This is a genomic window from Treponema sp. (assembly GCF_045641405.1).
GTDB lineage: Bacteria > Spirochaetota > Spirochaetia > Treponematales > Treponemataceae > Treponema_D.
Map to the genome: position 1 here is coordinate 1 of NZ_JAZUGX010000007.1, position 12,670 is coordinate 12,670.

Below are 12,670 nucleotides of genomic sequence, written 5' to 3' on the forward strand. Positions count from 1 at the left end.
AGAATTGGTTGAATACCTCGAATGGTACAATGAAAAGAGAATCAAGGTTAAATTAAAAGGACTGACTCCTTTACAATTTAGGAATCAGTCCTTAAAATCAGCCTAGTTAAAGTGTCCAATAATTGGGGTGCACTTCAAAAATACTTATTGGACATCCCCTTTTATATAGTCAAAATCTAGTTCCTAAAACTGTGGATTGGAGCAGGTATTCTTCCACCTCTGTTTATAAAGTCTGCACATCCGAATGGACTTACCTTCATGCATGGCATTCCGCCGAGAAGTCCGCCGAATTCTACCCATTCACCTTCCTTCTTTCCAGGAGCCGGGATGATGCGTACGGCTGTTGTCTTGCTGTTTACCATACCGATGGCAAATTCATCAGCCATGATTCCGGAAATTGTTGTTGCAGGAGTGTCGCCTGGGATTGCAATCATATCAAGACCAACTGAACAAACTGTAGTCATTGCTTCAAGCTTTTCAAGGCAGATTGAACCTGTCTTTACTGCGTTGATCATTCCTTCGTCTTCTGAAACAGGAATGAATGCACCAGAAAGTCCACCGACATTTGTAGATGCCATTACGCCGCCTTTTTTGACCATGTCTGTAAGCATTGCGAGGGCAGCTGTTGTTCCTGGTCCACCACAACCTTCGATACCCATTTCCTCGATGATGCGTGCGACAGAATCACCTACAGCAGGAGTTGGAGCAAGGGAAAGGTCAAGGATACCGAAGTTGACGCCAAGGCGGCGTGCTGCTTCCGAACCTACCATCTGACCCATGCGTGTGATCTTGAATGCCATCTTCTTGATTCCGTCTGCAAGTTCATTGAGAGGGCGTCCCTTGAATTCGCGTGCTGCGGCAAGGATAACTCCAGGTCCTGAAACACCGACGTTGATTACGCTGTCTGCTTCTCCTGGTCCGTGGAAGGCACCTGCCATGAACGGATTGTCTTCAGGTGCGTTGCAGAAGATTACAAGCTTTGCACAGCCGTTGCATTCGCAGTCCTTTGAAACTTCTGCTGTCTGCTTGATTACTTCACCCATGATCTTTACGGCGTCCATGTTGATTCCGCTTTTTGTAGAACCGACGTTAACGCTGGAGCATACGTAATTTGTAGAAGCAAGGGCTTCAGGAATTGATTCCATAAGGATCCTGTCAGCAGGAGTAATTCCTTTTGGAACGAGGGCAGAGAATCCGCCGAGGAAGTTTACGCCAAGTTCCTTTGCACATTTGTCCAGAGTCTTGCAGTAGTCAACATAAGATTTTGCACCGCTTGCACCAGCAACAAGGGCGATAGGTGTTACGGAAATGCGCTTGTTGATGATAGGAACACCGTATTCCTTTTCAATGTCCTGGCCGACTTTTACAAGGTTTGCAGCCTTGTGCATGATTTTGTCATAGATCTTGTCGCAGGCACGCTTCATGTCGCTGTCCGCACAGTCAAGAAGGGAAATACCCATTGTTACGCAGCGCACGTCAAGCTTGTGGCGCATGAACATATTTACTGTTTCTTCGATTTCAACCGGTGAAAAAAGCATAGTGACTCCAGAGAAAAAAATAGGGACTTCTGCTGTTCTGCAAAAGTCCCATAATTTTAGATTATTGAAGATAAATTTTCAATTAGATGAAATTTTCAGCGGACCTACACTGTTTCGTCAGCCAGCTGGTTGAAGTCTGGATTGTTGCGGCACCAACCTTCTGCATAGGAGCCCTTGTGGCAATATACTTTTGTCCTTGTGTCAAAAGCGCTGTTGTCGATGTAGTCTACGGATTCAGGAAGAAGAACGATAGTGTTTTCCCCGCAGTTTACGAAAGCTTCGTCACTGATGCTAGTAACGCCTTCAGAAACGCGAACTTTTGTTACGTTTGAATCTGTGAATGCACGGAAAGCGATTCCCTTTATTCCCTCTGGAGTACGAACTTCCTTGTTTTCGCCATCATAGAATAAAAGCATATTGTTTGCCGTGTTTATCATCATTCCATTTTCATATTTATAGTTCTTATTGATTGGAAGATACTTGCGGCTGTTTGGGAAAGCTGTCTTGGAACAGGAAATAAGGTTGTCAGGAAGAACAAGATTCTTGATGCCAGTACACCTTGCAAAAGCCCTGTCTTTAATTGCAGTAACATTTTCAGGAAGGACGATGGATTCAAGACCTGCACAGTCTTCGAACACACCTTCTTCTATTGTAGAGATTCCTTCAGGAATGTTTACCGATTCAAGATTGGCGCAGTTGTAGAAGGCGGATTTTGCAATTGCCATAAGGCCTGCAGGGAGCTCTATGCTCTTAAGGTTTACGCAGTCTGCAAAGGCGCGCTCACGGATTACAAGAACACTTTCTGGAATCTTTACGGAAGAAACAAGGCGGTGATTGTGGAATGTTTCTTCTGTGATTTCAATTGTTCCTTCTGGAATTTCAACGTCATTTAAAAGCAGATCCATTAATTACCTCAAAAAATTTATGCTACAACAAGTATAACATTGAATTTTTCAGTTGTCTAATAAGGCAAGAAAAATAACAGGACTTAATAAAATAAGGTTAAATTTATGCGAAAAATAGAAATTCCAGATATTTGAAATACAATTTAAGTAAATAAACGATTTTTCAGGAGACAATGTTTATGAAGAAGATTATTTTTACAGCTATTGCATGTGCTGCCATGGGATTTGCATTTGCAGAAGGAGAAGCTGCAAGCGCATGGGATGTAAACGGTTATTTCCGCACAGGTGTTGAAGGAAACCTGGATGCAAAGGATGCTGAGACAAAGGTCTACAAGGACGGTCAGTACTACGGAAACGGAAAATCACGCGCTAGGTTGAACATCAACTTTACTCAGGAAGACTATGGATTTAAGTTCCGCTATCAGTGTGATGGTTTTGGGTTGAACAATGCTGATACTGTTACCACAAAGTCAAAGGTTCTTGATGCAGCCGGAGATGATACAGGAAACTACATTGAAACAAAATCAACAAAGGAAACCTGGTTTACACAGGACAACCTTAAGTACATGATGGGCTATGCAAAGTTCTACGACGGAAAGATTATTGCAGAAGCCGGAAAGCTTATGGACTTCTATACAAATTCAGAAGCAAGATATGAATATCAGGCAATTGGTGGATACGGTGCTCGCGCTGTCTTCATTCCAATAGAAGGTCTTTATCTTTCTGCAGCAGGTTCTACATACAGGGCAGAAAAGTTTACTGCTGATGATGATTCTGTAAAGGATGGAAAGGCAAAAGCTGGAGACATCAAGCTAAACAAGAAGCTTGTTACATTGAGTGCAAAATACAAGAACAAGGATTTTGCAATTGCCGGAGGCCATAACTTTGCAGGTGAGTCATATGGATTCTTTGCACTCAAATCAATCCAGAACCTTAAGTTCAACATTGAAGCAAAGTACCTTGATAAGGAAATCTCTGGAAAAACAAACGATGATGGAGAAAAGACAGCAATGACGGAAGCCTGGGAACTTATTAACTACAATTTCAAGGGATTGGGAACACCTCTTGAGGTTGGTGTCTACTGTCATCAGGTCATCGTAAAGGACGATACATCATATGAATTCTACCCACATATGTCTTATGCCATCAACAGCGTTATTTCCCCAGAATTCGAAGTTGGAATCATCAAGTATACAAATGGTGAGAAGCACAAGAATTATGACAAGGAAGATCAGAGCATGACATTCAGCGTAACACCATCAATCAAGTTTACAGCTGGAAAGAAAGCTACTGTAAAGGTTTACTACAACTACGACAAGAAGGATAAGAGCTCAATGGGTACAACACTCAGAGTTAATTACTAATATAGTAAACTCTTGTCATTACTGGTAATCAACATGCTCTCCGTAAGATTTTATGTCTTGCCGAGGGCATGTTTTTTTTTATAATGGTATGTATGAAAGAAACCATCTATCATGTAAAAGCAAGCACGCAATATAAAAGAGAAAACAAGCCTGATTATGGCAAGGAACGCATTGAAATTCTTTATGAGGATAAGGACATTGTAGTCATTGAAAAACCTACAGGACTTCTTTCTGTTCCATATCCAGGAAGCAAATCCCGCACCGCATTGGATGTTCTTGAAAAGATCATGAGGAAAAAGGGTACATATACTGCAACCCACAGACCTTTTGTGGTTCACCGTCTGGATAGGGACACAAGCGGTGTTATGATGTTTGCCTTAAACGAATACATCCAGAAAAAAATCATGGGTTCATGGCAGAAGATGGTCACAGGCCGCATCTATCACGCAGTTGCAGAAAATCCTGGAAGCCGTCATGAACCTTTGCCAGACAGTGGTCTTATTGATGATCCCCTTGCTCAGAATGCCCATCATGTTGGATATGTAAAGAACAGGGCAGATGACAATGCAAAGACTGTTGAGGCAAGGACAAATTTCAAGATCCTTTTGAGAGGTCCAACCCATAGTCTTTTTGAGCTTGAGCTTGATACTGGAAAGAAAAACCAGATCCGCGCCCATCTTGCAAACCGCCACTATCCTCTTGCGGGAGATGAAAATTACCGTGCAAAGACAGATCCTTTCCACAGGCTTTGCCTTCATGCAAGGACTTTAGAATTCATACATCCAGTTACGGGGCAGAAGATGAAGTTTGAGCAGCCGGAGCCTGAGGAATGGAAGGCCTATGTGGAAAAGGGAGATAGGCATCCTGATCTGCCAGTGTGGTTCAAGGAAGTAAGGAATTCAAGGAACTTTAGAAAGGAAGTAAAACTTCCAGAGCAGAAGACCATAAACCAGAGCCGAGGGGCAAGAAAAGCCGCCCGCAAGATGGACTTTATCAGCAGAGGAAAAATGAACGGAAGATAATAAATTGCTGTAGTGATCAATGGATTGCTTCGTCGTGAACTCCTCGCAATGACGCAGTGTCGATTTAGACTCGCAATTACATGCTGCGCCGATTGAGCCCAGTCGAAATCAAGCAATATCTACTAATTATGTGGTAGTTTCGACTGGCTCAACCACCACAAACAATAGAATAAATAAAACTATAGACTTTTAGGGAGTAAATCACCATTATTTTACTATGAGAATCAGACTTGAAAAACTTAAAAAAACATATGCAGGAGCAGGTGGTTCTGTAACTGCTGTAAATGACATCTCACTTGATATTCCTGAAAATCAGATTTTTGGAATCATCGGAAAAAGCGGTGCGGGAAAATCATCCCTTGTCCGTCTCATAAGCCTTCTGGAAAATCCAGATGAAGGTGCTGTTTATTACAACGACGAGCGCGTTGACAACCTTTCGAAGAAGGAAATGATCATGCGCCGACGCAGGATTGGAATGATCTTTCAGAACTTCAATCTTTTTACTTCAAGAACAGCCGCAAAGAACATTGCATACCCAATGGAAATATGTGGATTTGAAAAGGGTGAAATCGAAAGCCGCGTAAAGGAAATGCTTGACCTTGTTGGACTTAAAGACAGAGCTGATGCACCAGTAAGTACTTTGAGCGGCGGACAGAAGCAGCGCATTGCCATTGCCCGTGCCCTTTCAACAAGACCAGATATTCTTTTCTGTGATGAAGCAACAAGTGCCCTTGATCCTCAGACAACAAGATCAATCCTTAACCTTATCCGTGAAATCCAGAAAAAGATGAACCTTACGGTTGTGATGATCACACATCAGATGGAAGTTGTCCGCGATGCCTGCGATCAGGTTGCAGTTGTTGATGCTGGAAAAGTCGTGGAGCAGGGAAAGGTTTCAGAAATTTTCTCTGCACCAAAGAGTGCGGTTACAAAGGATTTCCTTTCACACCTTGCACCTGAAGCATCCTCAAAGGATGATGCAGAATTTGCACGCTGGTCAAAGGAAGGTGGAAAATATGCCCTTTACTTTGAAGGAAAGAAAACTGGCGAACCTGTATTGAGCGGCCTTGCTAAAAAATTCGACATTGATTTCAACATCCGTGCTGGTGGAATCACTCATCTTGCGGAAGGAGAAGTTGGAAAAATGCTTGTGGACCTTATCGGTTCAAAAGAAGAGATAGAAAAAGCCGTTGCCTATCTTGAGGATAACGGAGTCAGAGTGGAGGAAGAAAAATGAACCAGATTCTTACATTAGTCGGTATTTCAACTTTGCAGACACTGGAGATGGTTTTATTTTCAACACTGTTCTCCATGGTGATTGGGTTTCCTTTGGGAGTTCTTCTTTACTCAACTAATTCAATGGGAATAACACCACGTCCAGTGCTTAACCAGGTGCTCAGCCGCATCGTAAACGTTTTGCGTTCGTTCCCGTTCATCATCCTCATGATTTTGCTCTTCCCATTGTCACGACTTATTCTTGGTACATCAATCGGAACAACGGCAACAATCATTCCTCTTTCAATTGCCGCAGCACCATTCGTTGCCCGCCTTGTTGAAACAGCTCTTCTTGAAGTTGATCCAGGAATGATTCAGGCGGCCCGTGCCATGGGATCGACAAACTGGCAGATCATTTACAAGGTTTTGATTCCAGAAAGCATGCCTTCCCTTGTTTCTGGAATTACACTTACAATCATCAACCTCATCGGATATTCTGCAATGGCTGGAACAATCGGTGGCGGTGGACTTGGAGACCTTGCAATCCGCTATGGATACCAGAGGTTCCGTCCTGATGTCATGGCAGCTTCTGTTGTCGTAATCATCGTCATGGTTGAATTGATTCAGTTTGTAGGAACAAGAATCGCCAACAGAATGCTGGCAAACAGATAGAAATCTCGGTTAGTAAACTTAAAGCTCGTATAGAAATATAAAAAATATGCTTCCGCCAGAAACCCTGCCAAGCCTGCTCCGGTGAAATCTTCGATTTCAAGTCGCAGTTTGTCAGGAACTCTGGCTACGCAGATTTTTTTATTCTTGAATTGTCAAATTAAATGCAACGTTTTTGAATAATAGACCTCGAAAGGTGTTTTGTAACCAAGACATTTTCTTGGTCTTTTGTTTATTTTATCAGTGACGGCTGCTATATACTCATCACTGTAGTTCGTAATATCTTTTCGTTTTGGAAAATACTCTCTCAATAGCCCGTTTGTATTTTCATTTGTTCCTCTTTGCCATGGATGATGCGGAAGAGGAAAGTAAAACTGCTTTCCGCCAAGATGTTTGGTGACGGCTCCATGCTCTGCGAACTCCTTGCCTCTGTCAGGGGTTATTGTCTCGACACGTTCATTCTCCAATGCATGGATCATAACATCCTTTATAATCGGTGCTTTTTTCCCGGCTGCCTTTTTACAGATAAGAAAGCGGCTTTTCCTGTCATCCAGGGTTACGAGGCAGGCTTTCCCATGCTTGCCTAATACAGTATCTGCTTCCCAATCTCCAATCCTTGTACGTTCATTGGCTTCTTTTGGTCTGTCTGCAATATTGTTGGTTATCGGAATCTTTCCCCTTTTTTCATCATTGCCTTTCCAGCGTCTGGGCTTGCCCTTGTGCCTTAAATGTCTTTTTGCCCCTTTCTCCCCGTGTGAAAGAGGCTTGTAATCAAACATTCCTGAATATATTCCACGATAGATTGTGTTAAAACTTACAAAATATTCTGGCTTTTCAACCCTAATTCTTTCTGAAATCTGCTGAGGAGACCATTGCTGCTGCAGAAATTTATCTTTCACAAGATTGTATATAACCTGGTTGGAAAGTTTTTTTCGAGGACAGCAGATCCGTCTTCTGTTTGAATAGAGTTTTTGTGCTTTGCTGGGACTGTATGACCCCGTACATGTGTTCCGTTTCAGCTCACGACTAATTGTCGATTTGTTTCTTCCAAGTTCCTTTGAAATTTTACTGACAGAAAGTCCTTTTGTGATTCCACACAGTATGATTTCTCGCTCTATTGTGCTAAGATGTTTGTAGTGACCCATTTTATCTCCTGTAATAATGTCTTGAACAAACACCATTATAGTTGATTTTATGGGTCTTTTCATTTGTTGCACTTAGATTGTAAATTCATCTTTTAAAAGGGAATTAAGTTCAACAACGAAAATCTGTTTGCCGGCATGCAAAAAAAGACCCTGAAACTAGTTCAGGGTGACGGTGGGTTTGCAATTAAAAGCTTACGCAGTTTCTTCCGCTGTTCTTGGCATTGTAGAGGGCCTTGTCCAGACGGATGAAGGCGTCCTTGACGGTATCATTCTTGTTTACTGAGGCAAGTCCTACGCTGCATGTCATGGAACCTATGGTGATGAATGGATTGTCTGCTATGTGCTGCCTTATTTCTTCTGCAAGGGGCCTTAGAGTTTCAAGGTCATAGTCATAGCAGACGCAGACGAATTCCTCTCCGCCCCATCTGCCTATTTTTATGTTGCAGTTTTCAAGCTTTTCTCTGATCCTGCCTACGAAAGTTTTCAGGACCTCATCTCCAACCGCATGTCCATATGTATCATTTATTTTCTTAAAGTAATCGATGTCAAACATCATGAGGGAAACAGGAGTGTTTTCTTTATTAAGGATTTCGATTGCGTTGCCTAATTCTGTTTCAATTCGTCCATGATTGAATACACCAGTGAGGGCATCATGTGAAGCAAGGTTTTCGAATCTCTTCAATTCGTTGAACAGCTTAAGGGAATCTTCATGGATGTTCTGAACCATGAAAACAAAGCGGAAATCATTTTCATGGATTGTATCCGTTCGTCCAAAAATAAGTTTTACCCAGATGTAATTACCTTCAAGATTTTTCATCTGGCAGTCGAAGGACATTGTTTTTGAAGGCTTAAGGTGTGTCCTTATGTATCCTGGATCTGTCATGGTAAGGAATATTTCCTGATCTTCAGGCCAGATTGCATTGACGATCATCATTCGCCATTCGGAATATTTTACATCATAGTGAAGGTCATCATTGGAGATTTCCTTTACGTTCATGCTGGCGACAGCATCTTTATTCAGGTCGACGAACATGGAAAAAAGATAGGTTTCTTCAATAGTCTTTACTTTGCTATTCTTTTTGTTGTCGCGATCAACTTCTGATCTTCCCATTTCAAAAAGAAGGATGATGTAATCACCTTCATTATTCTTGATTGGATATACCAGCATCTGAATGACATGTTTGACATTATTGATTTCGATAGGAATTTGTCTGGAAAACTTTCTTTTGAATTCTCCCATCTTTGGAAGGAAAACCTGATAGGTGTCGGTGATTCTGTCGTTGCTGTCGCTCAGATGGAACAGCAGCTTTTCAATCAGGTCTTTGTAGGAGCCTTCTGCATCAATGAATCTGGCAAAGCCTTCCGTTCTTTTTATTGCACGATAGCGGTCGTCTTTGGAACTTACAATCAATATCGAATCAACATTGTCAATGAGTACTTTAAAAATTTCATCAGTTGAATAATTAATCATGATATTACACCTAAGGTTATTATATCACACAATTTTGAGTTGCACCTGATGATTCGATTAGTTCCAGCAAGAATAGATATAGATAAAATCTATAACAAAGCATATCAATATAATATTTTACAAAGGTTTTGAAATTCGCTAATATCTAGACATCTTTTGTAACAGAGAGGAAAAAACAATGAAGAAAATTATTACTTTGGCAGCAGCCCTTATCGCTGCAACATCGCTTTTTGCACAGACAAAACTCAAGGTAGGAGCAACTCCAGAGCCACACGCAGCATTCCTTAACCTCATCAAGGAAGACCTTAAGGCAGAAGGAGTAGATCTTGTTGTTGTAGATTTTACAGACTATGTAATTCCAAACGAAGCACTTGAATCTGGGGAAATCGACGCAAACTTCTTCCAGCACCTTCCATATCTTGATTCATTCAACAAGGAAAGAGGATTCCACCTTGTAAATGCAGGCGGCATCCATGTTGAACCAATCGCAGTTTACTCAAAGAAGGTAAAGTCGCTTAATGACCTCAAGAAGAAGGCAACAGTTGCAATTCCTAACGATCCAACAAACGAAGGTCGTGCACTTCTTCTTCTTCAGGCTGCAGGACTCATCGAACTTGATAAGTCAGCTGGAATCACAGCAACAGTTCTTGACATCAAGAAGAACCCAAAGAAGCTTAAGTTCAAGGAAATTGAAGCAGCTTCTCTTCCACGTGTTCTTGCAGATGTTGATGCAGCAGTAATCAACGGAAACTATGCAATCCCAGCAGGTCTTTCTGCAACAAAGGACGGACTTTTTGTTGAAGGTGCTGAATCACCTTATGTAAACATCGTTGCAGTAAAGGATGGACGCCAGAACGATGCTGCAATCAAGGCACTCGTAAAGGCACTTCAGAGCCAGAAGATTAAGGACTATGTTTCTGGAAAATATGCCAACGGTGAAGTTGTGACAGTATTCTAATTTCAGATAGACCATTACTGAGAAAGGCCAGTGCAGGAATGTGCTGGCTTTTTTTCTTTTCAATGTATCGACAAATTGAAAAAAAAACCTCATGGTGATAATATTTAATCCCGTATGAAAAACGGATTTGACAACGACAAGTATCTGAAGATTCAGTCAGAACACATTAAGGAAAGAATTTCTAAATTTGGCGACAAGCTTTACCTTGAATTCGGTGGCAAGCTTTTCGATGACTTCCATGCATCCCGCGTTCTTCCGGGATTCCAGCCAGACAGCAAACTCAAGATGCTCATGCAGCTTTCTGACGTTGCTGAAATCGTAATCGTAATCAGCGCAGTTGATATTGAAAAGAACAAGATCCGCGGCGACCTTGGAATTACTTATGACATGGATGTAATCCGCCTTAGAAATGAATTCCAGAACCGCGGTCTTATGGTCGGCAGTGTCTGCATCACTCATTATTCTGGACAGACAGCGGCAGATATTTTCCGTGCTAAGCTTGAAAAGATGAACATCAAAACTTATGTTCACTATGTAATCCCTGGATATCCTTCAAATGTAAACCTCATCTGCAGCGACGAAGGCTACGGCAAGAACGAATACATTGAAACTTCCCGTCCACTTGTTGTCATTACGGCACCAGGACCAGGATCTGGAAAAATGGCAACCTGCTTGAGCCAGCTCTATCAGGAAAACAAGCGCGGCGTTAAGGCAGGCTACGCAAAGTTTGAGACATTCCCTATCTGGAACATTCCATTGAAGCATCCTGTAAACATTGCCTACGAAGCTGCTACTGCAGACTTGAACGATGTTAACATGATCGACCCATGGCACCTTGAAGCTTATGGAGTTACAACCGTAAACTACAACCGTGACATTGAAATCTATCCAGTTCTCGATGCAATCTTCAAGGGAATCTACGGAAGCAATCCATACAAGAGTCCAACAGACATGGGTGTAAACATGGCAGGCAACTGTATCTTTGATGACGATGCATGCTGCGAAGCTTCAAAACAGGAAATCATCCGCCGCTATTACACAGGACTTAATCAGCTTGCAGAAGGAAAGGCTTCGGAAACAGAAGTGGATAAGCTTGAACTTTTGATGCAGCAGGCAAATGTAACCACAGACGAAAGAAAAGTTACTGTTGCAGCAAAGGAACGTTCGGCAAAGACTGGAAATGATACTCCTTGTGCTGCAATTGAACTTGCAGACGGAACAATCATTACTTCAGAAACTTCAAGTCTCCTTGGAACAAGCGCAGCCCTTATCCTCAATGCAACAAAGCATCTTGCAGGAATCGACCACAGCGTAAAGCTCATCCCTGCAGAAATGATTGAACCTATCCAGAACATGAAGGTGGAATACCTCCGCGGAAAAAATCCAAGGCTTCATACCGATGAAGTTCTTGTTGCCCTTGCAATGCTTTCAAAGAGCGATGAAAACTGCAGGAAAGCAATTGAAGTCCTTCCAAAGTTCAAGGGATGCCAGGTGCATACAACTGTAATGCTCAGTGAAATCGACAGAAAGATTTTCAAGAAGCTTGGCGTTGACGTTACCTGCGAACCAGTTCTCAAGAAGAGCACGATATAATTGGACTGCAGAAAAATTTTAAAAAACAAACATAAGGTTGTGGCGGCTGTCTTAATGGCATTCTGCGCAACCTTTGTTTTTTGTTATGGCTTTAATACAAGAGGTGAACGAATGGAATTCAAAGATTCCTTTTACTCAATGGAAATTCCCGATGACATTTTTGAATTCATGCAGGGAAAATCCTACAAGGCAGATTGCACCATTGAAAGGGAAGACCTTCGTTACCTTCACGTTCTTCATGTTGGATTTGACGGCAAGGTTCATGAAGGGGAACTGGTCTGCAACAAAGTTATAGCAGAAGACCTCCTTGAAATTTTCCGAGTCCTCTACAGCAATAAGTATCAGATTGAAAAAATGCGTCTCATAGATGAATACGATGCTGACGATGAAAGTTCCATGAGGGACAACAATTCTTCAAGCTTCAACTTCAGGTTCATATCTTTTACTACAAAGGTCTCAAAGCATGGGCTTGGAGTGGCTGTGGACATCAATCCTCTTTACAATCCCTACATCAAGGAAGTGAACGGCAGGATGAATGTTGAACCTGCTACTGCAACTGAATATGTAAACCGTGAAAAGGAATTTCCACACAAGCTTACGGAAGATGATTTATGCTGCAGACTTTTTGCAGAGCACGGATTTGAATGGGGTGGTGACTGGGATTCATGCAAGGACTATCAGCATTTTGAATTGCCCGATGAAAAAATTCGCGCTCTTGGACTATAAAAAGTATTTTCAATTCTTAAAAACCTTTAATTTTATTCTAAGTGCCTTCTAAATACGCCAGAAG

General features: G+C 41.9%; 12 protein-coding genes. 8 read left to right on the forward strand and 4 right to left on the reverse strand.

Annotated elements, in window-relative coordinates:
- On the forward strand, positions 1–106 hold a 106-nt coding region (locus ACKI39_RS01655), incomplete at its 5' end, for an IS3 family transposase (RefSeq protein ID WP_407397092.1).
- A gap of 70 nt (positions 107–176) precedes the next feature.
- On the opposite strand, the gene ACKI39_RS01660 is transcribed toward ACKI39_RS01655, so the two are convergent.
- Together ACKI39_RS01660 and ACKI39_RS01665 are read right to left on the reverse strand one after the other, a co-directional pair.
- A complete protein-coding gene (locus ACKI39_RS01660) occupies positions 177–1,538 on the reverse strand; it encodes a PFL family protein (RefSeq protein WP_407397019.1) in 1,362 nt (453 codons plus the stop codon).
- A 104-nt stretch (positions 1,539–1,642) separates the two neighbouring features.
- Positions 1,643–2,443: a leucine-rich repeat domain-containing protein gene (locus tag ACKI39_RS01665; RefSeq protein ID WP_407397021.1), complete on the reverse strand. Its 801-nt coding sequence runs from the start codon at positions 2,441–2,443 to the stop codon at positions 1,643–1,645.
- A 179-nt stretch (positions 2,444–2,622) separates the two neighbouring features.
- Here ACKI39_RS01665 and ACKI39_RS01670 point away from each other — a divergent pair, with 179 nt between their 5' ends.
- The 4 genes from ACKI39_RS01670 (at position 2,623) to ACKI39_RS01685 (ending at position 6,716) form a co-directional block, all read left to right on the forward strand.
- Positions 2,623–3,807 carry a hypothetical protein gene (locus ACKI39_RS01670; RefSeq protein WP_407397023.1) on the forward strand — a complete coding sequence of 395 codons (1,185 nt, stop codon included), beginning with the start codon at positions 2,623–2,625 and terminating at the stop codon, positions 3,805–3,807.
- Positions 3,808–3,899: 92 nt separating this feature from the next.
- Positions 3,900–4,829, forward strand: a complete 930-nt coding sequence (locus ACKI39_RS01675; protein WP_407397025.1) for an RluA family pseudouridine synthase — start codon at positions 3,900–3,902, stop codon at positions 4,827–4,829.
- Positions 4,830–5,046: 217 nt separating this feature from the next.
- Positions 5,047–6,066, forward strand: coding sequence for a methionine ABC transporter ATP-binding protein (locus tag ACKI39_RS01680; protein ID WP_318691770.1), 1,020 nt, complete (start codon positions 5,047–5,049; stop codon positions 6,064–6,066).
- Positions 6,063–6,716: a methionine ABC transporter permease gene (locus ACKI39_RS01685; RefSeq protein ID WP_407397027.1), complete on the forward strand. Its 654-nt coding sequence runs from the start codon at positions 6,063–6,065 to the stop codon at positions 6,714–6,716. Before ACKI39_RS01680 ends, ACKI39_RS01685 begins: the two co-directional genes overlap by 4 nt.
- Before the next feature lie 152 nt (positions 6,717–6,868).
- On the opposite strand, the gene ACKI39_RS01690 is transcribed toward ACKI39_RS01685, so the two are convergent.
- Together ACKI39_RS01690 and ACKI39_RS01695 are read right to left on the reverse strand one after the other, a co-directional pair.
- Complete coding sequence (locus ACKI39_RS01690; RefSeq protein ID WP_407397029.1) at positions 6,869–7,858, reverse strand: IS30 family transposase; 990 nt, start codon at positions 7,856–7,858, stop codon at positions 6,869–6,871.
- A 184-nt stretch (positions 7,859–8,042) separates the two neighbouring features.
- Complete coding sequence (locus ACKI39_RS01695) at positions 8,043–9,329, reverse strand: GGDEF domain-containing protein (RefSeq protein ID WP_407397031.1); 1,287 nt, start codon at positions 9,327–9,329, stop codon at positions 8,043–8,045.
- A gap of 178 nt (positions 9,330–9,507) precedes the next feature.
- On the opposite strand from ACKI39_RS01695, the gene ACKI39_RS01700 reads away from it, so the two are divergent.
- The 3 genes from ACKI39_RS01700 (at position 9,508) to ACKI39_RS01710 (ending at position 12,606) form a co-directional block, all read left to right on the forward strand.
- Positions 9,508–10,287: a MetQ/NlpA family ABC transporter substrate-binding protein gene (locus tag ACKI39_RS01700; RefSeq protein WP_318691767.1), complete on the forward strand. Its 780-nt coding sequence runs from the start codon at positions 9,508–9,510 to the stop codon at positions 10,285–10,287.
- A gap of 114 nt (positions 10,288–10,401) precedes the next feature.
- The gene (locus tag ACKI39_RS01705) at positions 10,402–11,880 is read left to right on the forward strand and encodes a DUF1846 domain-containing protein (protein WP_318691766.1); all 1,479 of its coding nucleotides are present in this window, start codon (positions 10,402–10,404) and stop codon (positions 11,878–11,880) included.
- A 111-nt stretch (positions 11,881–11,991) separates the two neighbouring features.
- Positions 11,992–12,606 (forward strand): M15 family metallopeptidase, encoded by a 615-nt coding sequence (locus tag ACKI39_RS01710; protein ID WP_407397034.1) that lies wholly within the window; start codon positions 11,992–11,994, stop codon positions 12,604–12,606.
- The last annotated feature ends 64 nt before the right edge of the window (positions 12,607–12,670 follow it).